At 64.7% G+C, this 22,954-nt stretch carries 18 protein-coding genes; 13 read left to right on the top strand and 5 right to left on the bottom strand.

The genetic code is table 11. The features are described from left to right. Positions 1 to 24 precede the first annotated feature (24 nt). The 8 genes from ACOKR1_RS11995 to ACOKR1_RS11960 all read left to right on the top strand — a co-directional run bounded on the left by ACOKR1_RS11995 (position 25) and on the right by ACOKR1_RS11960 (position 9,705). Complete coding sequence (locus tag ACOKR1_RS11995; protein WP_422933285.1) at positions 25 to 2,358, top strand: family 78 glycoside hydrolase catalytic domain; 2,334 nt, start codon at positions 25 to 27, stop codon at positions 2,356 to 2,358. 44 nt (positions 2,359 to 2,402) lie between these two features. After that, on the top strand, positions 2,403 to 3,416 hold the full coding sequence (locus ACOKR1_RS11990) for an SDR family NAD(P)-dependent oxidoreductase (RefSeq protein ID WP_422936629.1): 1,014 nt from the start codon (positions 2,403 to 2,405) through the stop codon (positions 3,414 to 3,416). Positions 3,417 to 3,457: 41 nt separating this feature from the next. Then, positions 3,458 to 3,679, top strand: coding sequence for a hypothetical protein (locus ACOKR1_RS11985; protein WP_422933284.1), 222 nt, complete (start codon positions 3,458 to 3,460; stop codon positions 3,677 to 3,679). Between the two features lie 319 nt (positions 3,680 to 3,998). Further along, entirely contained in the window at positions 3,999 to 6,062 is a 2,064-nt protein-coding gene (locus ACOKR1_RS11980; protein WP_422933283.1) for an alpha/beta hydrolase fold domain-containing protein, read from the top strand. 393 nt (positions 6,063 to 6,455) lie between these two features. Next, positions 6,456 to 6,593 carry an amidase family protein gene (locus tag ACOKR1_RS11975; RefSeq protein WP_422936628.1) on the top strand — a complete coding sequence of 46 codons (138 nt, stop codon included), beginning with the start codon at positions 6,456 to 6,458 and terminating at the stop codon, positions 6,591 to 6,593. A 269-nt stretch (positions 6,594 to 6,862) separates the two neighbouring features. After that, a complete protein-coding gene (locus ACOKR1_RS11970) occupies positions 6,863 to 8,032 on the top strand; it encodes a zinc-dependent alcohol dehydrogenase (protein ID WP_422933282.1) in 1,170 nt (389 codons plus the stop codon). Positions 8,033 to 8,089: 57 nt separating this feature from the next. Continuing rightward, the gene (locus ACOKR1_RS11965) at positions 8,090 to 9,181 is read left to right on the top strand and encodes a phosphotriesterase family protein (protein WP_422933281.1); all 1,092 of its coding nucleotides are present in this window, start codon (positions 8,090 to 8,092) and stop codon (positions 9,179 to 9,181) included. A 251-nt stretch (positions 9,182 to 9,432) separates the two neighbouring features. Next, the gene (locus ACOKR1_RS11960) at positions 9,433 to 9,705 is read left to right on the top strand and encodes a hypothetical protein (RefSeq protein WP_422933280.1); all 273 of its coding nucleotides are present in this window, start codon (positions 9,433 to 9,435) and stop codon (positions 9,703 to 9,705) included. Positions 9,706 to 9,755: 50 nt separating this feature from the next. Here ACOKR1_RS11960 and ACOKR1_RS11955 read toward each other — a convergent pair whose 3' ends face one another. The 4 genes from ACOKR1_RS11955 to ACOKR1_RS11940 form a co-directional block, all read right to left on the bottom strand. Then, complete coding sequence (locus tag ACOKR1_RS11955) at positions 9,756 to 10,955, bottom strand: acetyl-CoA C-acyltransferase (RefSeq protein WP_422936627.1); 1,200 nt, start codon at positions 10,953 to 10,955, stop codon at positions 9,756 to 9,758. 115 nt (positions 10,956 to 11,070) lie between these two features. Continuing rightward, positions 11,071 to 11,832 carry an SDR family oxidoreductase gene (locus ACOKR1_RS11950; protein ID WP_422933279.1) on the bottom strand — a complete coding sequence of 254 codons (762 nt, stop codon included), beginning with the start codon at positions 11,830 to 11,832 and terminating at the stop codon, positions 11,071 to 11,073. Then, a complete protein-coding gene (locus tag ACOKR1_RS11945) occupies positions 11,825 to 12,592 on the bottom strand; it encodes an enoyl-CoA hydratase/isomerase family protein (protein WP_422933278.1) in 768 nt (255 codons plus the stop codon). Before ACOKR1_RS11945 ends, ACOKR1_RS11950 begins: the two co-directional genes overlap by 8 nt. Further along, positions 12,589 to 14,196: an AMP-binding protein gene (locus ACOKR1_RS11940; protein WP_422933277.1), complete on the bottom strand. Its 1,608-nt coding sequence runs from the start codon at positions 14,194 to 14,196 to the stop codon at positions 12,589 to 12,591. The genes ACOKR1_RS11945 and ACOKR1_RS11940 overlap by 4 nt, the downstream gene beginning before the upstream one ends. A gap of 124 nt (positions 14,197 to 14,320) precedes the next feature. Here ACOKR1_RS11940 and ACOKR1_RS11935 point away from each other — a divergent pair, with 124 nt between their 5' ends. The 5 genes from ACOKR1_RS11935 (at position 14,321) to ACOKR1_RS11915 (ending at position 21,966) form a co-directional block, all read left to right on the top strand. Next, positions 14,321 to 14,938, top strand: a complete 618-nt coding sequence (locus tag ACOKR1_RS11935) for a TetR/AcrR family transcriptional regulator (protein ID WP_422933276.1) — start codon at positions 14,321 to 14,323, stop codon at positions 14,936 to 14,938. 350 nt (positions 14,939 to 15,288) lie between these two features. Then, positions 15,289 to 18,819, top strand: a complete 3,531-nt coding sequence (gene mobF, locus ACOKR1_RS11930; protein WP_422936626.1) for a MobF family relaxase — start codon at positions 15,289 to 15,291, stop codon at positions 18,817 to 18,819. Positions 18,820 to 19,257: 438 nt separating this feature from the next. Further along, on the top strand, positions 19,258 to 20,148 hold the full coding sequence (locus tag ACOKR1_RS11925; protein ID WP_422933275.1) for a restriction endonuclease: 891 nt from the start codon (positions 19,258 to 19,260) through the stop codon (positions 20,146 to 20,148). Positions 20,149 to 20,317: 169 nt separating this feature from the next. Continuing rightward, a complete protein-coding gene (locus tag ACOKR1_RS11920; RefSeq protein ID WP_422933274.1) occupies positions 20,318 to 20,578 on the top strand; it encodes a hypothetical protein in 261 nt (86 codons plus the stop codon). A gap of 329 nt (positions 20,579 to 20,907) precedes the next feature. After that, positions 20,908 to 21,966 carry a hypothetical protein gene (locus tag ACOKR1_RS11915; RefSeq protein WP_422933273.1) on the top strand — a complete coding sequence of 353 codons (1,059 nt, stop codon included), beginning with the start codon at positions 20,908 to 20,910 and terminating at the stop codon, positions 21,964 to 21,966. Here ACOKR1_RS11915 and ACOKR1_RS11910 read toward each other — a convergent pair. Beyond that, positions 21,949 to 22,764, bottom strand: coding sequence for a hypothetical protein (locus ACOKR1_RS11910; RefSeq protein WP_422933272.1), 816 nt, complete (start codon positions 22,762 to 22,764; stop codon positions 21,949 to 21,951). The two genes, ACOKR1_RS11915 and ACOKR1_RS11910, sit on opposite strands and share 18 nt — an antisense overlap. Positions 22,765 to 22,954: the final 190 nt, after the last annotated feature.

Genomic DNA, 22,954 nt, shown 5'->3' with positions numbered 1-22,954 from the left:
CACAGTTCACTAGAAGGGAAAGTCATGGGCTCTCGGGAGTGGGTGGCCAAGTTCATCGCCGCCGACCAGGAATTCGGCGAGGCGCCTTGGCTGCGCCGATCCTTCGAGGTCGCGAAGGGCCATGGCGGCCTCATCCAGGCCGAGATCTTCGCCACAGCTCTGGGTGTGTGCGAGGTTTTCGTCAACGGCCACCGCTCCTCTGCGGATCTCCTCACGCCGGGATGGAGCAGCTACGAATGGCGGTTGCGCTACGCCCGTTGGAACGTCCTCGACCTGATCGAGCCCGAGTCGGTCATCAGCATTCTGGTTGGCAACGGGTGGCATGCCGGGCGTCTGGGCTTCGCCGGGGGGCGCGCAGTCTACGGTTCTCAGCGCGCGGCCTGGCTCGAGCTCCGACTCCAATACGCCGATGGATTCACCGAGACGATCGGCACCGATGAGACATGGCAGTCGGCTCCATCGGATGTCACCGCAGACGACCTCTACGACGGCGAATCGATCGACGCACGACGGCGTGACCCGGCTTGGCACGAGCCCGGAACCTCCCCGAGGGGCTGGGGCGGCGTGCGCATCGTCGACATCGACCTTGACCGGCTCACGCCGTACGTTGGCCCACCGGTTCGGCGTCAGGAGGAGATCGCCCCGCAACGCGTCTGGGTGTCGCCTTCGGGGAAGATGCTGGTCGACTTCGGCCAGAACCTGGTCGGATGGATCAGCCTGAGGGCCCATGGGGAGCGCGGAACGGTCATCACGGTCCGCCACGCGGAGGTCCTCGACGACGGGGAGCTGTGCGTCCGGCCCCTGCGAACGGCCAAAAGCACGGATCAGTACACACTCAGCGGCGAGTCCGACCTGTTTGAGCCCACACTGACGTTCCATGGGTTCCGCTACGCGGAAGTCGACGGCTGGCCCGGTCGGCCCGAGGACCTCGCTGAGTCGCTCTCCGCCGTCGTCATCGGTTCCGACCTCAAGCGGATCGGGCACTTCGAATGCTCTGATCCCCTGCTCAATCAACTGCACTCCAACATCGTGTGGAGCATGCGCGGGAACTTCGTCGATGTGCCCACCGACTGCCCCCAGCGCGACGAGCGACTCGGCTGGACGGGCGACCTGGCAGCGTTCGCCACCACGGCCGTCTACCTCTACGACGTCAATGACTTCCTTCGCGACTGGCTCCTGGACCTGGCCGCGGAGCAGACGCACGCGGGGGGAACGATTCCGTTCGTCGTACCCGACAACTTCAAATACGAAAACCGTCAGGGCCTCACGGCAGCGATCAAGCAGTTGGAGTTCCCGGCCGTGGCGCTCTGGAATGACGCCGCCTGCTGGGTCCCCTGGGCCGCGTGGGAAGCGTACGGGGTCCGCGATGCACTCGCCGAGCAGTTTCCCTCCATGGCCGCATATGCCCGCCGAATCGCCGACGCACTGTCCGATACAGGTCTCATGGAGGGCATCCAGCTCGGAGACTGGCTCGACCCGACCGCCCCTGCGAACGCACCGTGGGAGGGCAGATCCGACCCATACGTGATCGCCACAGCGTGCGTCTACCGATCGGCCGATATCGCGGCACGAGCCGCCCACGTGCTCGGACGCGCGGACGAAGAGGAGGAGTTCGCCGACCTCGCGAAGCGCATCCGCCGCGCCTTCAACGAGCACTACGTGACTCAAGGACGGATCCGCAGCGACTCGCCGGCGGCGTATGCCCTCGCAATCTCGTTCGGCCTCCTCGACGAGGCCGAAATTAGGGCGGCAGGGGAGCGGCTGGCCGAACTCGTGATCGAGGCCGGCTTCCGCATCACGACTGGGTTCGCCGGAACGCCGTTCATCCTCGGCGCCCTCTCGGAGACCGGCCATCTCGACACGGCCTACCGTCTGCTGCTCGAAACGGGCTGTCCGTCCTGGCTGTACCCGGTGACGATGGGCGCCACGACGATCTGGGAGCGATGGGATTCCCTCCTGCCCGACGGCTCGGTCAACCCGGGGGAGATGACGAGCTTCAACCATTACGCCTTCGGGGCGGTCGGAGACTGGCTTCACCGGGTCGTCGCCGGCCTGGTGCCCCTCGAACCTGGATATCGCTCATTCCTGGTCGCTCCGCGCCCAGGCGGGGGGCTCACCTGGGCCAAGACAGAACTCAACACCCCGTACGGCGCCGCCGCCGTCGTCTGGCACGTCGAGGACGACCGACTCGTGGTCGATGTCACCGTCCCGGAAGGTACCACTGCTCTGCTTCGCATCGAGGGCTTCCCGCAAGACTCCCTCCCGGCGGGGCAGCACAGGGCCGTCACCGCGGCGCCCGGACAGATCGACGTCCGGCAGTCAGCCAATCGACTCTCGGCCATGGCCGACCAACGATGAAGGACAAGGACATGGCAGGACCCGCTGAGCAGGAAGGACGCACGATGACTCAGACACCGCTGACCGCCAAGAGCTCCGTCGCCGACTGGTTGACCCATCCGGAAGGAGGCCAGCTCATCCGCGGACTGTTGGTGCAAGGAGGCTTCGACGAGCAGACGCTCGCTCCGGTCCGGGGCCTCCCACTCCACCAGCTCGTTCAGCTGAGCCAGGGGCAGCTCGCGCAGTCCGTCATCGATGAGCTTGTGGCGCGGGTCAACGGAGGCGCAATGCCCGAAGAAGCCGCCACGAGCGAGGAATGGTCCGACCGGGGCGCGGGCGGACGGTTCACCGGGCGCTTGGTGATCGTCACCGGGGCGGGATCGGGCATCGGCCGGGCGACGGCGACGCTCATCGCCAGTGAGGGTGGTCGGGTGGTCGGCGTAGACATCGCCGCCGACCGTCTCGACCAACTCGTCGCAGATCTGCCCGACGCCGAGATCACGCCTGTCGCGGGGGACATCACCTTGCAGGAGGACATCGACCGGATCGTGGCCGCGGCGGGCCCGCGCATCGACGCCCTCGCCAACATCGCCGGAGTGAACGATGACTTCTCGCCCGCCCACGAGACCGCAGACGCCGTCTGGGACCGGGTTATCGGTATCAACCTCACCGGGGCGTTTAAACTGACGCGCGCTGTACTGCCGGCGATGCTCGAGGCGGGTCGCGGCTCTATCGTCAACATCACCTCCGAGGCGGGGCTTCGCGGGAATGCTTCGGGAAACGCCTACACGGTGTCAAAGCACGGCGTGATCGGACTCACCCGCAGTGCAGCCTTCATGTACGGGCCACACGGAATCCGCGTTAACGCGGTCGCCCCAGGTGGCGTCGCAACAGGCATTCCCTTGAGTGCGACCCCGTCCGAGTTCGGAATGAGCCGCCTCGGCCCCTTCTTGAACATCATTCCTCCCATCGCCACACCGGAGCATATTGCGGCCTCGATCGCGTTCCTGCTTAGCGACGACAGCGCGAACATCAACGGGGCGGTCCTACCTTCCGACGGCGGATGGTCAGTCCAGTGAACGGTGCCAACGGCCCGGAGCCCAGTTCGAAGGCACCTCACATGACAGCCAAGGACTGCTCGCCATTGTGTGCCCTCCACGTCGCCATCGACGACCCCCGCGGAAGAGACGAAAAGCTGGACAGGGCGGTCAACGCCATCATCCCCGCAGCCTTGGAGCGCCGGCAAGGAATTCTGGTCACATGGAACAGTCCCGGAAAGTACACCGTAGGGGTCGATGCGTCGGTACCCTGCGGCTCGATCCACGAGAAGACGCTCGTTTAGGGAACTCCGTCGAACCGAAACTGACGGTTAGGGGGCCGTCGCGCCACGACACTACTTGCCGCAACATTCGGCGGCGTGACCGCTCTCCAATCAGAACCACGGACGGAACTACCCCGACTATGAAAATCATTACCCGCAGGTCGGCAGACCATTGAGTAACGCGACACGAGCCCTGATTCGCGCAGCGATCCGCGGCGCCCTGAACGTCGAGACAACCTCGAATGGAGTCACGGTGCACAGGCTTCCAGCATGGACACGGGCGCAATACGGAGCCGACCCTTCGATTGAGTTCGCATCTTCCCAGCCGTCGGGAGCAAGGTTGGAACTGACGGTATCCGGAAGTTGGATCGAAATCGAACTGAAAATCACGCGCCTCGTTTTCGACTCGAACGGAAGGGAGCCGAGGGACGCAGGTATTGCTTTCACCACTCCCGGTGCCCCGGACCATGCCGTGAACCTTTCGGATGGCGATCTGATCCGGATCCCGACTACTGGAAAACCAGTCTTCAAAACTGGATCCTCCAACGTGGTTCGATACGAACTGCCGCGCATCTCCGGCGCAGCAGCGCAGGATGTCGCGGTGTGGCTTCCGCACAACTGCGCACTGGAAATTATTGACCTTCGCTCCGATGCCCCGCTCGCGGCGGCACCTCGGAGTCTGCCGTCATGGATACACTACGGCAGCTCCATCAGCCACGCAGTCGAAGCAGAGACCCCACTCGGTGTATGGCCCGTCATCGCGGCCCGCCGCCTCGGACTTGACCTCTATAGCCTGGGCCTCGCTGGCAACGCACACCTCGACCCGTTCGCAGCAAGGACGATCCGCGACGCAACTGCCCACCTTATCTCCCTCAAATTAGGCATCAACGTCGTCAACGGAGACACCCTTCGTGGCAGGACTTTCGCGCCGGCCGTCCACGGCTTCCTCGACACGATCCGGGAACGACACGCGACGACACCCATCATCGTGGTCTCGCCCGTCCATTGTCCCGCCCATGAGGACTCACCGGGTCCAACGCTATTCGACGACAACGGGCAGGCGTACGCGAGCCCGGAACCGGAAACGCCCGGTGACGGCAGGCTCACCCTCCGAGCGATTCGCGAGACGCTGAGAAGCATCGTTGAAGCAAGGTCGAGGGAGGACACTAACCTCCACTATCTCGACGGATTGGCCCTCTTCGGCCCCGCGGATGTAGGCCATCTCCCGGACGGCCTACATCCCGACCCCGAAGGCTACAGGCGCATGGGCGAACGGTTTGTCGCCGCAGCCGTCCAGTCACCATGGGGCGCCCAGGCCCTTCCCACATGCACACCGATTTCAACAAAGGAGCAAACAACAATGACAAATGACATTCGATATCCGTCGCTGCGTGTTCCGGCCCGGGACATTCCTGTCCCCACAACTGCGAGCCCCCAGGCTCAAGCCGTCCTGGGCATGGGGGCGCCCGAAGTCGGTCCCAGATGGAAAGAAGGTGACGACAAGGCTGCGATCAAAGCGGTTATCGACGCGCGCGACGCCATGGTGCCCAAGGACATGCCGGGTCCCATGGTTGCCTCCGTATATGGCGCGCCCGATACGGGCGTCCCTGCGGAAGTCGAGTTGATCGACGTCGACGGCGTTCCTGTCTATATCGCCACACCCGAAGGCCTTGACCCCGCCGACCGCCGAGTGTATCTCGCGATCCACGGAGCGTGGATTACAGGCGGTGGCGAAATGGCCCGGTTGGGTTCGGCTATCACCGCCGGCGGCATCGGAGCGCGGACCTGGGTGGTCGACTACCGGATGCCTCCATACCACCCGTTCCCCACACCCCTGGACGATTGCCTTGCCGTGTACCGAAGGCTCCTCGAAGATCACAGGCCGGATGAAATCATTATTGGCGGCATGTCGGGCGGTGCGAACTTGACTCTGGCGACGATCTTGCGCGCACGCAACGAAGGCTTGCCGCTTCCGGCTGCGGCAGTGGTGAATTCGCCGCCTGCCGACCTCACCCAGTCCGGTGATAGCCTGCAGACCAATGCGTACGTTGACGTGTCATACGCCGGCGGCGATCTCGATGACATTTTCGGGCTCTATGCCGGTAACCACGACAGGCGGGATCCCTATGTCTCCCCGGTGTTCGGCGACTACACCAAGGGGTTCCCGCCCACGATCCTCACGACGGGAACGCGCGACTTCTTGCTCTCCGACACCGTCAGGGTTCATCGGAAACTCCGCGCGGCAGGTGTCGAGGCGGATCTCCATGTTTGGGAAGCTGCGCCCCACTTCATGTTCTTGGGAATGGCTCCGGAGGATTACGAACGGACGGCCGAGATCCGCCATTTCGTCCACCATCATTGGTCTGCCGCGGCCGTCGAGAGGGCAGCGGAGAAAGTGAAATGACGGATCAAATCACTCAAACTTAGACGTGGACCCTGGCGTGGCGGATCGCTGAACCTATTGCCGCGAAGGACTTGTCTTCAGTTGAGGTGGCCGATCACCTCCTCGGCCGGATTGAACAGTTCAATCCTTCCCTCCTGGCATTGACGAACGTCACCCCCCCAACGGGGTGCTAGCGCAAGCAGAGTTGGCTGATGCTAGTGTCCTCGCCGAGTAACAGCTCGGTTCCCTCACGGTGTTGCCGCGGCAGTCAAGTACCGTGTTGATATCGAAGGCACAGAACGGGCAGGAGCGCCGCTTTGGGTTGGTGATGTCTCCTGAGGGCGACTATTACTGGGACCTGCTGGCGAGGAACCCTTGGGATCCATCACGGATGGCGGGTGCATTAAGCGCCGGATGCGGGCCGCTTCAGCAGCGGGTCTCGTGGCGTTGACTCTGGGATCCGACGGCGGCGGTTCCTCACGCCTGCCACCTGCATATACCGGTGTGGTCGGTCGGCATGCACCCGACGGCTGGGTTGGTGCCACGGGTTGATCATAAGCGTTGGGCTGTGCGGCTCGGCACGACGCTTGGCCCGATCGCGACCACGTACGGACCCTGCCCTCCGGCTCGTCTCAGCCTCCGCCGTTCGGAACGAGCTGGACGTGGACGCCGCCCGGGTCTCCGGGCTCAGCGAGCGGCAGATCATCGGTAACACATCCTGACCGTTGTCCGCGCACCCGTCGTGGTCCAGTCTGCGATCGTCGGCGGCGTTGCCCTGGCTGTCCAGTCCTGACTCGAGTTCCTGGGCCTAGGAGACATCAATGTCCCCACCTCTGCCTGCGGGCTCGAATGCGACCGTTCACGTCGGCGACGAAGCTCGCAACCTGGCCACCGGGGTCCAGTCGGGTCACCTTCGAGGGCTGAAAGGACCGAATCAGGCCGGATCGGCCCATCAACAAGAAAGAAGGGAAGAAATGAGATCTGCAGTAATCACCGGTGCGGGGACCGTTGAAATCCAGGAGGTTCCGGTGCCATCGGTCGGCCCGAAAGACGCGCTGATCAGAATGAAGGCCTGTGGTATCTGCGGTGCAGACCCGCACGCCGTAAGCGAGGGAGGCATTCCGCCGTTGATGGGGGCGACTCCACTCGGGCACGAACCGGCTGGTGAGATCGTCGAAGTTGGTTCGGAGGTCAGGGGTCTGCGCGTGGGGGACCACGTGGTCATCGACCCGATGGGCGTCGCAGGCGGAATCATCGGCGGTGGCAACGTGCAGGGCGGGCTGAGCGAATTCGTTGTCATCGAGCAGGCAGCGGAGGGAGTCAATGTCAAGGTCATTCCTGACCACATTCCGTGGGAGGTCGCGGCGCTGAATGAGCCGATGGCCGTGGCCCTCAGGGCTGTGAATCGGACCGAGCCGAAGTCCGGCGCGAAGGTCATCGTCTTCGGTGCCGGCCCGATCGGACTGGGAGCTCTTCTCGGCTACCGACGCGCAGGCGCGTCGCACGTGGTCGTCGCCGATGTGCAGCCGAGAAGGCTGGAGAAAGCGCTCCTGATTGGCGCCGATGCGGTCATCAACTCCGCCGAAGAAGACGTAATGGCGCGACTTGTCGAGCTGCACGGTGCGGCGTCTGACGCCTTCGGGAGGCAGGGCCTGCCGGGAACGGACATCTACCTCGATGCCGCGGGCGCGCCCGACGTGCTGCGTACGGTGCTCGGCAACACGAAGCTCGGTGCGACGCTCGGAATCGTGGGGATCCACAAGCGCCCGATCGAGGTCGACTTCCAGATGCTGATCCCGTCAGAACTCGACATCCGCATGTCGATGGGCCACCCGACCGAGATCTTCGAGGTCACCGACGACATCGTGGAGAACCATGAGAAGTACGCGCACATCGTGAGCGACCTGGTGCCCTTCGCCGACGCTGTAGCCGGTATCGAGCTGGCGGCCAAGCCGGGCGCGACCGACAAGGTCGTGATCACCTTCGACTGAAAGATCCACGTCGAACGACAGAAACAGCCATGAGACGACAACGAGAAAGGGCCCCCAATGAGTGTCATCACCACGGTCCGTGGAGACATTGATCCATCGGAGCTCGGCTACACGAGCATGCACGAGCATCTGAACGCAGACCTTACGCTGATGCTTGCGCTCGTCCAGCGATACGGAGTTTCTTCAGTTCCACCCCAGTGGCTGGAGCTGAAGAACGAGAACCTGGCGTTCCTGCGGGACGGCGGCGCGACCCTTTCCCGGGAGAGTTCTACATCAGGGGATGTCGACTTCACCACCGCTGAGCTGCAGTATTTCGCCCAGATCGGCGGGCGGGCCGTCTGCGACGCCTCGCCCATCGGGCTACGGGGTGATGTTCTGGAACTGCGCGAGGCATCTGAGCGGTCCGACGTGCACGTGGTATTTGCGACGGGACTCTATGTTTTCGATGCCCGGCCTCAGGGATACTCCGACTTGAGCGAGGATGAGCAGGTCGCGTTCTTCACTCGAGAGGTCACCGAGGGCGTCGGAGACACCGGTATCCGCCCCGGGTTTCTCAAATGCGGGCTCTCGGCCATCGACCCCACAGCACCGCTGAACGACGCCGAGGCTACAACGCTTCGCGCGCTCGGACGGGTCTCGGCCGAGACTGGCCTGAGTCTGCACGTCCACACGGCGTTCCCGATGTCGCGCGAGCAGGTCCTCGCCGGTGTCGACGTCGCGTTGAGCACCGGCATGCCGGCCGAGCGCCTCGTCATGATGCACATGGACTCGTTTCTGCGGCCGTGGGACGCGATCACCAAGTACGTCGGTGACATGGCGGCGCCCCGGAACATTTCGACCGAGGTCCCGCGCGTGGTCCTCGACCGTGGGGCCAACATCGGCTTCGACTCCTGGTCCTCGACGGTGGCAGTGCTTCCCGATGACTACGACCGCGTCAAGGGCCTCGTGGACCTCCTGCGTCGTGGCTACGGGTCGCAGATCGGGCTCGGCCACGACACCACGACCAAGCCGCATGGCAAGTCGTATGGCGGGTACGGGTACACCCGATTCGGCCAGTTCGTGCCTCCGATGCTCGCGCAGCTGGGATTCGGCGAAGACGTGTTCCAGAAGCTCGTCGTCGACAACCCGGCACGCATCCTGGCCCACTGAACGAGGACGGGGGCCTGAAGGCGCCATGCCCACTGCAACAGATGACTCTACCGAGACCAACGCCGCGATATCCATCCAAGGGTCGCATCTGCGAGTTGACGGGGAGCGCTCAACCGTAATCGGCGCCGAACTCCATAACTCGAGTTCCAGCGCCCTCGGGCAATCAGACAGTCGTTTTCCCGGGTCGCGGGATTAGGGCGAATACGGTCCTGTCTTCCGTCGCATGGGACCTCTTCGGACCGAAGCAGGGCGTGTTCGACTTCGAACTCGTCGACGCGCTGCTCGCGCAAGCGCGAGGCCACGATCTGCGTCTCGTACTGCTGTGGTTCGGCTCGTGGAAGAGCGGGATGTCGAGCTACGCACCCAGCAGGGTCAAGCAGAACCCGAGCCGGTTCTCCCACGAGCCGAACTCGCCTCGGGAGGCCGCATCAAGCACCTCTCACCCTTCGGCACGGCCACCCCCGGGTGCCGCCGCCCGTGCGTTCGGAGCGTTGGTTGTCCTGTTGCGACGCCAGACGTCGTGAGGGAACACCAGTCCGAGGGGTGTGTCAGTGCGGCGGCTCCCCTTGGGGTGCTATTTCCGTTCGGGCACGTGCAGGAGAAGCGCGTCACCCTGGCCTCCGCCGCCGCACAGGGCGGCGGCCCCTGTGCCGCCGCCGCGACGCTGGAGTTCCAGGGCCAGGGCGAGGGCCAATCTGGCACCTGAAGCTCCGATGGGATGGCCCAGGGCGAGAGCACCGCCATTCACGTTAACTCGCTCGGGATCGAGATCGAGGGCTCTTGCCGACGCCAAGCTCACTGCCGCGAAGGCCTCGTTGATTTCGACGAGATCGAGACCAGCAGGCTCGATACCCTCGCGGGCGCAGGCCTTGGCGATGGCGTTGGAGGGCTGCAGGTGCAGGCCGTTGTCGGGGCCAGATACCGTGCCTTGCGCTCCGATCTGGGCCAGCGAGTCCAGTCCGAGCTCCTCGGCGAGGGAGCGCCTCATGACCACCATGGCGCAGGCTCCGTCGGAAATCTGCGAGGATGAGCCGGCTGTGACCGTGGCGTCCGGGTCGTCGGAGAAGGCGGGCCGTAGGCGCCCCAGGGCCTCGATGCTTGTCTCAGGTCGGATGCCTTCGTCCATCTCGACGATTCGCCCACCGTCTCGCCCGGGGGCGACGATCGGGACAATTTCCTCGGCGAGCACCCCTGCCTCGGAGGCACGTGCTGCGAGGCGGTGCGATCGGACAGCCACTGCGTCCTGGTCGCTGCGAGTAACGCTGTGGCGAGCGTTGTCCCTTTCGACAGTGTGTCCCATCGAGACCTTGTCAAAGGCGCAAGTGAGGCCGTCCAGCGCCATGTGGTCCTCGAGGCCGGTTGCTCCGAACTTGATTCCCCGGCGCACGTCGCGGACGAGGTGCGGGGCCTTGGACATCGACTCCTGCCCACCGGCGACCACGATGTCGAACTCGCCCGCTCGGATCATCTGGTCAGCCAGCGCGATGGCGTGCAGGCCCGACAGACACACTTTGTTGATGGTCAGTGCGGGCGTGGACCACGGGATGCCGGCCGCGGTCGCGGCCTGGCGGGCCGGAATCTGGCCCGCCCCCGCGGTGAGGACCTGGCCCATGATGACGTAGTCGACCTGATCGGCGCCCACTCCCGCTCTTTCAAGTGCGGCGCGGATCGCCAATGCTCCGAGTTCGGCAGCGGAGAATTCAGAGAGGGCACCGAGTAGGCGACCGAAAGGGGTGCGTGCGCCTGCGACGATGACCGAGGACTCGGCTGCCATGCGCGGGGAATGGGTTGTCACGGTGATGCCTCCAGCAAGGATCAGGTCGGAGTCCGCCGGCCCTGGCGTATGGGCGGCGGGAGAACGTAGGAATTGGGGAATCGCGAAGGGTCCGTCAGCGGATGGAAGATCCGATGCCGAGTCCGCCGTCGACGTCGAGCACGACGCCGGTGATGTAGCGAGCCTCGGGAGAGGCGAGGAACGCTGCGGCCGCGGCGATATCTTCCGGAGCGCCGGTGTGGGCAAGCGGAACCTTCTTGACCAGTTTGTCCCGCGCTGATCCGTTCATGGAGGCGAGCATCGGCGTTTCGATCAGGCCGGGCGCGATGGCGTTGGCGGTGATACCGAACTTCGCCCCCTCAAGCGCTACCGTTCTGGTCAGTCCGACGATGCCAGCCTTGGCCGCGACGTAGTTGGCCTGTCCGAAATTCCCGCGCCAGCTCATGGACGAGAACGACAGAATGCGCCCGTAGCCCATCTCTCTCATGTGCGGGAGTGCGGCCCTTACCCCGTAGAAAGCGGCATTGAGGTTGACGGCGATGACCGCGTCCCAGTCGTCGTCGGAGATCTTCTCCACGCGGTTGTCGCGGATGATCCCGGCGTTGTTGATCAGCACGTCGATCTTGCCTTCAGTGGCGACGGATTGGTCGATCCAGTCGGTGACTTGGTCTGAATCGCTGACGTCGAGGACCTTTGGGACGATCTTCCCGGGCAATTCCGTGCAGAGCTCCGCGGACATGGCGGCCAGCGCGACGGCGTTCCGGTCGGCTACGTGCACGCTGGCCCCTTCGGCTGCGAACCGGCTCACCATGGCTCTGCCGAGCCCTTGGGCCCCGCCCGTTACCAGCACGGTCTGGCCTGAGAATCGGTCAGTCATTGAGGGGCTCCTTCTCCCTGAGGAACTGGCGCAGATGTGTTGCGATGTCGTTGTCGGCCCAATGCTGTTCGAAGTTGTCGAGCTCGCGGGCGAGTCCGGCTTCTATTGCGTCTGCAGGTCCGTTGAGGAGGCGCTTGTAGCTGGCCTGCGCTGCCTGCGGTACGGATGCGAGTCGGTCCGCGACGCCGAGCGCCGTGGGCAGGAGGTCTTCGGGTTCCGTCGCCGCGTGGATCCAGCCGCTGGGCACGAGGCTCTCCGCGGCGACGAGTTCGCCGCTGAGCGCGAGCCACGCACCCCGTGCCGCTCCCAGCCGACGTTGGATTCGCACGCTCGCGCCGCCGCCCGGAACCAGATTGTTCCGGACATGACCATCGCCGACGAGCGCGCCCTTTGCCGCAACGACGAGGTCGCAAGCCAAGGCAAGTTCAAAACCTCCTGCCACCGCGTGGCCGTTGAGGGCTGCGACGAAAAGGATTGGGCTCTGTTCCATGGCGACAGTCAGCGCGCAGATGGACTCCAGAAAGGGCCGGGGCGACAGGTCGGTGAGCGCGCACTCGTGGAGGTAGCGCAGGTCTGCCCCGGCGCAGAAGCTCAAGCCCCGGCCGGACAGGACCACGACCCGTGTCGTGGACGCCTCCGCGTCCTTTAGGGCGTAATGCAGTTCCGAAACCAGATCAGGATTGAGGGCATTGCGCGCCTGTGGCCGGTTCATGCTCCACTGTTCGATGAGGCCGCGCCGGGTCGTCTCGAGCAGGCTCATTGCCGTTCCTGAAGTCGGCGTCGGAGTTCGGACCGCCGCACCTTGCCGCTCTCAGTCTTCGGCAGCGAATCGATGAAGTCGATGCGTCGGGGGAAGGCGTGTGCAGCATAGTCCGCTTTCACCCATTCCTGCAGCTCCGAAACAAGCTCTGGGGTTCCCTCGACCCCGGGGGCGACGACGACGAAGGCGTGAATAATCTCGCCCCGAAGTTCGTCAGGAGCGGCGACCACGACGGCCTCCTGCACTGCGGGGTGCGCCAGGAGGCTGCTCTCGACGTCGTAAGGACCGATACGGTAGCCGGCCATCAGGATGACATCGTCGTCCCGCGAAGAGAACCGGAGCAGGCCCGATTCGTCGTTCTCCGCCAGGTCGCCGGTCACGAAGTACTTGCCGCCGCCAACGAACCGGCTGCCATCCTCATCTCGTCCTGTGCCGTACCCGGTGAAGGTGAAGAAGGGGCTGTTCGGCACATCGACGGCGAAGCGGCCGACCGCGCCGGAATCTGCTGGCTCGTCGGCGTCGAGGGAGAGGACAGCAGTTGACCAGCCGGGGAAGGCTCTGCCCATTGCGTGAGGCTCGACCGGCACGGCCAGCGATGCATGGTGGGGAAAGCCCGCCACCATGCCAAGTTCGGTCTGTCCGAAATGATCGTGGGCAGGGAATGCCAGCCCCGTCGTCCAGGCAAGGACGTCGGGGGTCAGCGGCTCGCCGGCGCAGGATACGTGGGCCAATGCTGGTAGGGGCCGTTCGCCGCCGTCGGCTTTCATTGCTCGAAGCGCTGTGGGAGCCGCGGCGAAATGCGTGACCTGATAACGCTCGAGAATCTCCCACGTTGTTCCCGGGTTGAATGTGCCCAAAGTGAGCAGGCTCGTCCTGCCGAGCGCGAGTGGGGCGAGGATCCCTGTATAAAGGCCGTACGCCCAACCCGGGTCCGCCGCGCACCAGAAGACAGCATCCTGATCGGCGCCAATCCCGAATTTCAGATAGCTACACCATCCCGCAGCATGGAGCTTTGGGTGGACCACCGTCTTGGGCTTGCCCGTAGTCCCAGAGGTGAAGATGTGGACCAGCGGAACCTCGGGCCCAGTGGGCGCCTCCTCGGTCCATTCGGGCGATGCCTCGACGAGATCGGCCAAGGACTGCGGGCCGGCCGCAGTAGGGGTGCCGGCGACGAAGACGGTCCAAGCCCCCTCAGGAATCTTTGAGATTTGGGCTTCGTCGGCAACGATGGCCTTGGCCTCGGCTCGCACGAGACGGTCAGACACGGCGCCATGCGCGAAGGCGGTGAATAGAGGCAGATAGACGGCGCCGAGACGCCATGTCGCGAGGATGACCGCCGGGAGATCGGCGCTCTTTCCCATGAGCGTCGCCACCCGATCCCCCGGGCCGACTCCCGCTTCGTGGAGCACCGTTGCGATCCGGCGGGAACGCCGTGCGAGTTGCCCAAATGTGAGGACCGATTCCTCGAGCGATCGGTCGACGATCCGGAAGGCTGCGCTGTCCGCTGGGTAGCGGTCGCAAAACTGGTAGGGAGCGGAGGCTGTCGGAGACAGGAAGTCTTCAAGGACCTCCTCCAACTGGGCCATGACGTCTTCGTCTGACACGTCTTCCTCTCGAGGAGAACTAATCGGGTACGCTGGTACTATAAAACGTACCCAGCCGTAATGTAAAGATGTTCTCGGTAAGCGATATGAGGCAAGATGCTGGACAACCGGAGAATGGATCGTGATGGGGCGGATGACTGCTGGCGGCCCGCAATTCAACACTCCGCGGCGCCGGCACGTGGACACGGCCCGGGTCGAAGAACTTCTCGCGAGCGTCGCGTCTATCTTCTTCGGGGAGGGCTTCACCTCTGTAAGCATGGAAGAGTTGGCCCGACGGCTGAAGTGCTCCAAGGCGACGCTCTACACGCTCGCTGCTACCAAGGAGCAGCTGGTTGTACGCATCACGCGCCGCTTCTTCGCGGCCGCTGCGGCTGGCATCGAGCGGACTGTCGCCGGAGAATCCGACCCACGTGCGCGGATTCTGAGCTATTTCCATGGTGTAGGCCAGGCCATGGGAGCGATGTCTTCTGCGTTCTACGACGACATGCTGGCCTACGGCCCGACTGCTGAAATCTATGCGCGGAACACCGAGGCTGCCGCCACGCGAGTCCACGAACTGATCGAAGCCGGCATCGCCTCGGGCGACCTCCGGCGGGTGCACGGAACGTTCGCATCCCAATTGGGCACGCTGGGGATCCAGGGCATCCAGTCCGGTGAGCTGCTCCGAAACACCGGCATGGACGCTGGTACGGCCTTCTCCGAGTTGGGTGATCTTCTCCTCTACGGACTGGACCGCCGCTGACTCCTCCTTCTGCACGCCGTCCGTGTGGGACGGTGCAAAAGCGTGGGGTCAGTTGATTCGGCTCGGGAGTGATCGCGTGCGGCGCTACTCTGCGGCTGAGCAATCAGGGCCATCACCTTCACGCTCTACGTAACGAGCCGCTTTCCGCCGGATCGCAAAGAGTCTCCCGGATACCCTGGGGAGGCCTTCCGTTGCGTCCCTCCTGGCCCGACGGGTCTGCGAGCATCAGCTCACGCCCGAACGGCTCGCCACGCGTCTTGCATTCGAGGCGGCCATTCCTGAGTCGCGTCAGATGTGCCGGGGTCGTTGCTGCTCACCTTACTGCAGAGGAGGCGGCGGTGACGGTTTCGATGCGGGTGATGAGCGCGGGGGATGGGTACAGGTACCTGCTGCGCACGGTGGCCGCCGCTGATGGCGACAGGTCGCTGTCGACGCCTCTGACCCGCTATTACGCCGAAGCGGGGAACCCGCCGGGCCGTTGGCTCGGCGGCGGCCTGCCTGCCCTGGGCGCGGGGCAGCTTCGCCCTGGCGATGAGGTCTCCGAGCCTCAGCTCCAGCTGCTGGTCGGGATGGGCCGGGACCCGCTCACCGGTGAACCCCTGGGCCGCGCCTATCCCGAGTACCGGACCGCCTCCGAGCGGGTCGCCCAGCGAGTGAGAGGGCTCGACCCTGGACTGGGTCCGCTCGAGCGGGCAAATGCCATCGCCGCGATCGAGGCGGAAGAGGCCGCGCGGGGGACGCGAAGAGCGGTTGCGGGCTTCGACTACACGTTCTCGATCCCGAAGTCCGCGAGCGTCCTGTGGGCGGTGGCCGACGCGGGAACGCAGGCGCTGATCGCGGGCGCGCATCATGCGGCGGTTGCGGACATGGTTGCGTTCGTCGAGCGTGAGGTTGCAGCGACCCGGGTCGGTGCAACCGGTGCCGATGGGGCGGTTGCGCAGGTCGACGTGACCGGGGTGATCGCGGCCGCGTTCGACCACTACGACTCGCGGGCGGGTGACCCGCACCTGCACACCCATGTGGTGATCTCGAACAAGGTCCAGACCGCCCAGGACGGGAAGTGGCGGTCGCTGGATGGGAGGCCGATGCACGCCGCGACCGTCGCGCTCTCGGAGCTGCACGAGGCTGTCTTCGCCGACCACATGAGCCGTGCGTTCGGCGTCGGCTGGGAGCAGCGGGACATGGGCCGCGACCGCAACCCCGCGTGGGCGATCGCCGCGGTTCCCGAGGGGCTGGTGGCGGAGTTCTCCACCCGCTCCCGCCACATCGAGGTGGAGAAGGACCGGCTGATCGAGGAGTACGTGAAGCGCCACGGACGACAGCCCCCGACCGCGACGATCCTGAAGCTCCGCGCCCAGGCGACCCTCGCCACGCGGCCGGAGAAGGAGGTCCGCTCGCTCGCGGACCTGACCGGGGACTGGCGGCGCCGCGCCGCGGGCATGCTGGGCGAAGACGCCGCAACTTGGGCGCGCCAGGTCACGGGGAACGAGCCAGTGTTGCTGTTGCGCGCGGACGACATCCCGCTCGACCTGGTCGCCGACCTCGGCCGCAGCGTGGTCGGGGCAGTCGGTGAGAAGCGATCCACGTGGCGTCGGTGGAACCTGTTCGCCGAGGCTGCCCGGCAGACGATGGGCTACCGGTTCGCCAGCACCCAGGATCGCGAGGCCGTCGTCGGGCTCGTCGTGGACGCGGCCGAGGCCGCGTCCCTGCGGCTGACCCCGCCCGAGCTCGCGACAAGCCCGGCACTCTTCCGCCGCCCGGACGGGTCCTCGGTGTTCCGGCCGAAGCACTCGACCGTGTTCTCCTCCGAGCAGCTGCTTGCCGCCGAGGACCGGCTGCTCGAACGCGCCCGCACCACCACCGGCCCCACGGTCCCGCTGGCCACGGTCGAGAAGATTGCCGCCAGGCCCGACAGGGAAGGCCGGGTGCTCGGGGAGGATCAGGCCGCTGCCCTGGCCGCGGTCGCGGTCTCGGGCCGCGTCGTCGACGTGCTCGTCGGGCCGGCCGGTGCGGGCAAGACGATGGCGATGAGCGCCCTGCGCCGGGCATGGGAGGCAGGACACGGCAGGGGCTCCGTGGTCGGGCTCGCCCCGTCGGCGGCCGCAGCGCAGGTTCTGGCCGATGACCTCGGGGTCGGGACGGAGAACACGGCGAAGTGGTGGAGCGACCATGAACTCCACGGCGACACGTTCGAGGCGGGGCAGCTGGTCATCGTCGACGAAGCCTCCCTCGCCGGCACCCTCTCCCTGGACCGCATCACCCGAGTCGCCGCCGACGCCGGGGCGAAGGTCCTGCTCGTCGGGGACTACGCACAGCTGCAGTCCGTCGACGCCGGCGGCGCGTTCAGCCTCCTGGTCTCCGACCGGACGGATGCCCCAGAACTCGCCGACGTCCACCGGTTCGCCCACGACTGGGAGAAGACCGCATCCCTGGCGCTGCGGCACGGGCGCACCGAGGTGATCGACACGTACATCGACAACGGCCGCATCACCGGGGGAGAGGATGACGCGATGAGCGAGGCCGCCTACACGGCCTGGCGCGCCGACCGCGCCAACGGCCTGGTGTCGGTCCTTATCGCCGAGTCCCGCGAAGACGTGGCCGTGTTGAACAGCCGGGCCCGCGCCGACCTCGTCCTCGACGGCGTCCTCAGACCCGGCCGCGAAGTCCAACTGAGCGACGGCACGCAAGCAGGGGTCGGTGACACGGTCATCACCCGCCGCAACGACCGGCGGCTGCGCAACGGCAGGGACTGGGCCCGCAACGGAGAATGCTGGACCGTGGCCGCGGTCCGCGGAGACGGCTCTATCGCGATCCGCAGGGCCGGGCGCCGGTTCGGCGGCGCGATCGTCCTGCCGGCCCCGTATGTGGCCGAGCACGTCGACCTCGGGTACGCGGTCACGGCCCACCGGGCGCAGGGCATCACCGCCGGCACCGCCCACGTGCTGGTGGAGCCGACCACGACGCGGGAGAACCTCTACGTTGCCATGACCCGCGGACGCGAAGCGAACCAGGCCTACGTGGTGCTGAACAGGCCCGACGACCACGCCGAACCCCACCCGTCGGAGAACCCCGAGGCCACCGCACGCTCCGTGCTCTACGGCGTGCTCCAGCACGTCGGCGCCGAACCCTCCGCCCACGAGGCCATCACCGCCGAGCAGGAGGTATGGGGCTCGATCGCACGGCTCGCCGCGGAGTACGAGACCATCGCCCAAGCCGCCCAACGCGATCGCTGGGCCGACCTCATCCGCGCCAGCGGCCTCACCGCCGACGAAGCCGAGGACGCTATCAGGTCTGAGGCGTTCGGCGCCCTCACCGCCGAGCTGCGCCGCGCCGAGGCCAACCACCACGACCCCGACACGCTCCTGCCGCGCCTCGTCCAGGCCAGCGGATTCGACGATGCCGACGACATCGCCTCCGTCATCCACCACCGCCTCGCCAGGGCCACCGCCCGCCCAACCGGCTCCGGGCGCACCCGCAAGCCGCCGCGCCTCATCGCCGGCCTCATCCCGCGCGCCCACGGGCCGATGAGCCAGGACATGCGCGACGCCCTCGACGAACGCGAAGAGCTCATCGAGGCTCGCGTCGACGCCGTGCTCAAGTCGGCGCTGGAAGCGAACTCCGCCTGGGCGGCGGCCCTCGCCGCCCCGCCCCGGGACCACCGGGGGGCAGGGATCTGGCGGCAGCAGGCGCGCGTCGTCGCCGCGTACCGCGAGCGGTACGCCATCACCGGCACCACCCCGCTTGGCACCCCACCCGATTCAACTGCGCAGAGAATCGACCGCGCCCGCGCCGAAGCCGCACTCCGAGCACTGACCAACCCGCACGACCCGGGCCAGGAACGGCGACCGGCGCAGCGCGTCACGCGCGAACTCGAGCTCTAGACCCCAGACCGCGGGCACCACAGCGGGGGCCTCGCAGCGTTCGCGAGGCTCCGGGGAAAGAGGCGTCTACTTCGAGCGAGTTCGCATACTCCCGTACGAGCTGTGGCGGCGGCGAACTTGGGCCCCTTGCATGAGGTGGCGGACGCTGCGGCCTTGTGTAGGCGGTCACGTCGTACCGAGCGCAGGGCATCGCCACCGACCCCGCCCACCCATGTAGCCCTCGATCGGGGCACGTCCACCGAGCTTAGGCCCCAGTCAGCGGCCGGTGTCGACACACTACCTCGGCCAGAAACGTTACGGCCCCGGCCTGTGACCTTCCGCCTGCCGCCCAATCACAAAAGGCGCAGGCGATGAGCAGAGCCATGACTTTGACTGTTCGGACCTGAGCTGGGCCTCCTAAGTAGGGAAGTTGGTCAAGATCTGGGGCAAAATCATGAAGTGACCTCGATACCGCTTGATGTCTTCGAAGCCGCCGTGCGCGTTGCCGGCGTGGCCCTCTATTGGAAATCGTCTCTCAAACACATCTTTCGCGCCTCGGGAGTGAGCGAAAACGCCGCCACTCGATACGAGCAGTTGTCGAAGTATCAGGCGATGAGGACGGCCTGGGACGATCTCGAAGGAGCGGGATCCCGCGGGAGAATCGTTCAGAAGAACATCGTTCAAGCACTAGCCAACCTTGAGAAGCCCGATCCAAAGGTGGATCAGGAAATCGGCATGAGAGCCATCGAGGACTTACGTCGCTTGGCCAAACGAGCCAATCTGCTTGTCGACCCAGAGGAACTAAAGCGGAGACAACGTCAAGAAGCTGTTGCTGGAGCAGCGGTGACTCGCGCGTTCAGAGCAGAACGCCTCGCCGAATTGAAACACGAATTCCACCGACTGCACCAAGAGTCAAACGTACAAAGCAGGGGCTATGCATTCGAGAAGCTTCTTGCGGAGCTTTTTCGCCTCTACGAATTCAACTTCACCGCGTCGTATAAGACTGATATCGATCAGATAGATGGCGCGCTCGTGCTGGGCGGGTTCACTTATTTAGTGGAGGCTCGATGGCGAACGCAGCCAGCAGTAGAGGTTGACCTTGCGGGGCTCTCCAACAAGGCAAGCCGCAGGATCAATGCGACGCGCGGGATATTCATCTCGATGGCAGGGTTCCGACCTGAGGTTGTGGCACTTTATCGCCTTGCCCATGAATCCCGTCTCGTCCTCGTCGATGGCGAGGACTTGGCGGTGATTTTTGAAGGGCGCATCCAGCTCCCTGATGCCCTTGGGGCAAAGATTCAGGCTGCGTCCATCGACGGCGAGCCCCACTTGCGGCTGGCTGCGATTTAGGAGTCGCCTTCAAGCTGAGCACTAGTGCAACGGGGGATCGGCATCTGAGCCGGAGATCGCGGCCCGGCATCCGCTGCACGTGGCGTTCTTCGAGCCCGCCCGCACATCCTCTTTAGCTGGACCCCCGGGCGTCCTGCGCTGTCGTGGAATGGGTCGGCGCTATTTGGTGGTGGATCTTTTAGCGAGCGGCGTCCCAGGCCCCGCTCGGCGTCACCGTCTACTAGACCTCGAAGTACTCTCCGGCGGCGTCTGCGCCGGGCTCTCCGCCTCCGCGCGCATCGCCGTTCCGTCGCCGGGCTTCGGCTGGATCACCGACCCTCTCGTGCCCGGCACCGCCGTGCAGGTATACGGCGACGTTGGCCCGAGTGGCGAGCCCGGGCTCGATCAGGGCGCCTTCGCGGACATCGAGTACGGGGCGGTGCGGTGCTAAACGAAGTATTCGCACACCCGACCGGTCTTGGTGCGTGTCCTTTGCGCGATGAGGCGCCTTCTGCATTCGAGGCAGTAGACGGTGCCCTTGAGGTAGTGGTCGTGGACCCGTGAGCGTTCCCCACTGCGCCGGGTGGCGAGGATGTCCTGCACGGCAGCCCAGGTCGCCGGGTCGACGAGAGGATCGTGTTGGCCGGGATGTTGGCGCAGTTGAAGGTGACGACGCCCAGCAGCAGGGGCCTTGGTCCTTTCCATTGATCTTTTCATCCCGGCCTTTCGCCTACCATCAATCGCTAGTCTTGTATCGAGGACCAAGGAGAGGTGGGCTAGGTGTCGCGAACCGACAGCAAGATCCGTAGTTTGGTAGACGAGGCATTTCAGAATTTCGAGGGACAATCAGTGGCCGGACTGGTCAGGCAGGCCCTTAGGATCGCAACGGGGCGCAAAGATTTCGTTGGACAACTAGGTTTTCAACAGCAGTTAATTGACCTTGCAACAAAGGAGAAGGCGTCGATTAGTTCGCTTGACCCCATCGACCGGGCCCTTCGTGCACTGGTTGGAAACGAAGAGGCGCTAAAAATCCGACACGAGCAATTGGAAGCATACCTAACCTCTCGGAAACTGGTGAGCCGTGGAGATATGCGGTACTGCGTGCCCATTGGCCGCATCGAAAGTGAGTACATTCATCTCAAGCTGGATTACGACACGACCGTAATCCCAGACAATGTGCCTTCCGCGGACGTTGTTCATGCATACCGGATGATGGACCAAGAGCGCGCTCAATTGATCCCCCTTCTCGGTGATTCAAGGGCGATCCTCGAGCGAGTTCGGCAGCTTGTATATGACTACCTCCTGAAGACCGAAGCGGACCTGGATGAAGGCAGAGGCCTCGGTGGGGTTTTCGATCGAGGGGTGGACTACGCGAGAGGTCGCCTGAGCCAACTCGATCCGCAGGCCCTGGCTATGTTTGATGCCGCACACGTAAGGTTCCTGTCGGCCGATCCGGAGGCCCTCAGCCACGCGCTCACGTCGATCCGGCGAATGTTCAAGTCGATAGCAGACGTCGTCTATCCGCCCACTGGAGAGGAAATCGTCGGTGACGACGGTGTTCCGCGAACTATGGACGACGCTGCGTACCGCAACCGCCTCATACAGTTCGTGAGGAATCGGCTCGGCAAACATGATCAGGGAGACGTGGTCAAGGAGCAGCTCCGTAGCTTTGGAACCCGACTGAAGACGCTCGATGAGCTTGCCAGCAAGGGTGTGCACAGCAGCGTTGGGGTTGCCGAAGCCGAGTCGTGTCTTCAGTGGTCGTTCATGCTCGTAATCGAGATACTCCGCATCGCGGACGCGCAGGATGTGGTCAGCGGCTCACTTCCGACTCGATAGCGTACGGCGATGCCATCTAGGGCTGGAGCCGTCATGCAGCGATGTCGGCTTGCGTGGCTGTGAGGCCGAGCGAGAAGATCGTTGCCACCGCACCTGCAAGTACGCCATCGCCATCAGGACTTCGTCGCGTTGTGACAAGGTGACTCGTTGGGTGATGTGATCGGACATGTGACTCGGATATTGGGGTGGGCGGGCGGCATTGCCGTCGCGATCGTACTGGGCGCTCTCATCGTTGCCGAAGTGACCGGAGTGCGATTCGACCAGGTGATCCCTCAGCCGTTTGCTGGGTTCACTGACCACCAGTGGGGCATTCTCTTGAGTGGCCTTGGGGGTGGCCTGATCAGCGCTATTGTGGCTTCGGCTGCCATCTTCGTCACCATTCGATACCAGCGCAATCAGTTCGAAATTGATCGGACGAAGTTCCTGGACGAGGTCTCCTTCCAACAGGCACTCGAGGATCGAAGGCGCGCTTTGGCAGATGCCGTACAAGTAGTTAGTACCGCGCAGGATCTTGATACGTTCTTGGCTCGAGGCGAGGGTGACAACACCATGAAACGCCTGCGTGCATTCGAGCTCGCGGTCTTGCGGTGGCGAATGAGTATCAGGTCGGACACTCTTGACGAAAAGGTAGCCCATTGGCGGAACACGATTGACCGATCGTTCGCGACCGGATCCTATTTGAGCGATGAATGGGAGGTTGCGCACGCGCAAAGGCATTCCGCTCTCGTCAGGGCCTTCACAAATGGGATCCTCAGGTGGATGCGCGGCGATATGAGTGAAGCCGACTTCATCGAACACGTTGACTTGCGGGAAGATGAGCTAATCGCTATGGAAGCTCAAAGGGTCAAGAAGCAACAACGCTAGATCTGCTGAGCCTCTCGTCGATGACGTCAGCGATGTTTGTCTGGTTGGGCGGTTCCGTCGTCGGGATTTGCGACGTTAGGTCCGCCGAAGGGTTCCTAGTCGAATCATTGACATGGCGAGTGCC

The organism is Sinomonas sp. P47F7 (genome assembly GCF_049332655.1).
In the GTDB taxonomy this organism is placed as follows: Bacteria; Actinomycetota; Actinomycetes; order Actinomycetales; family Micrococcaceae; genus Sinomonas.
This window is presented reverse-complemented; position numbering and strand designations above follow the sequence as displayed.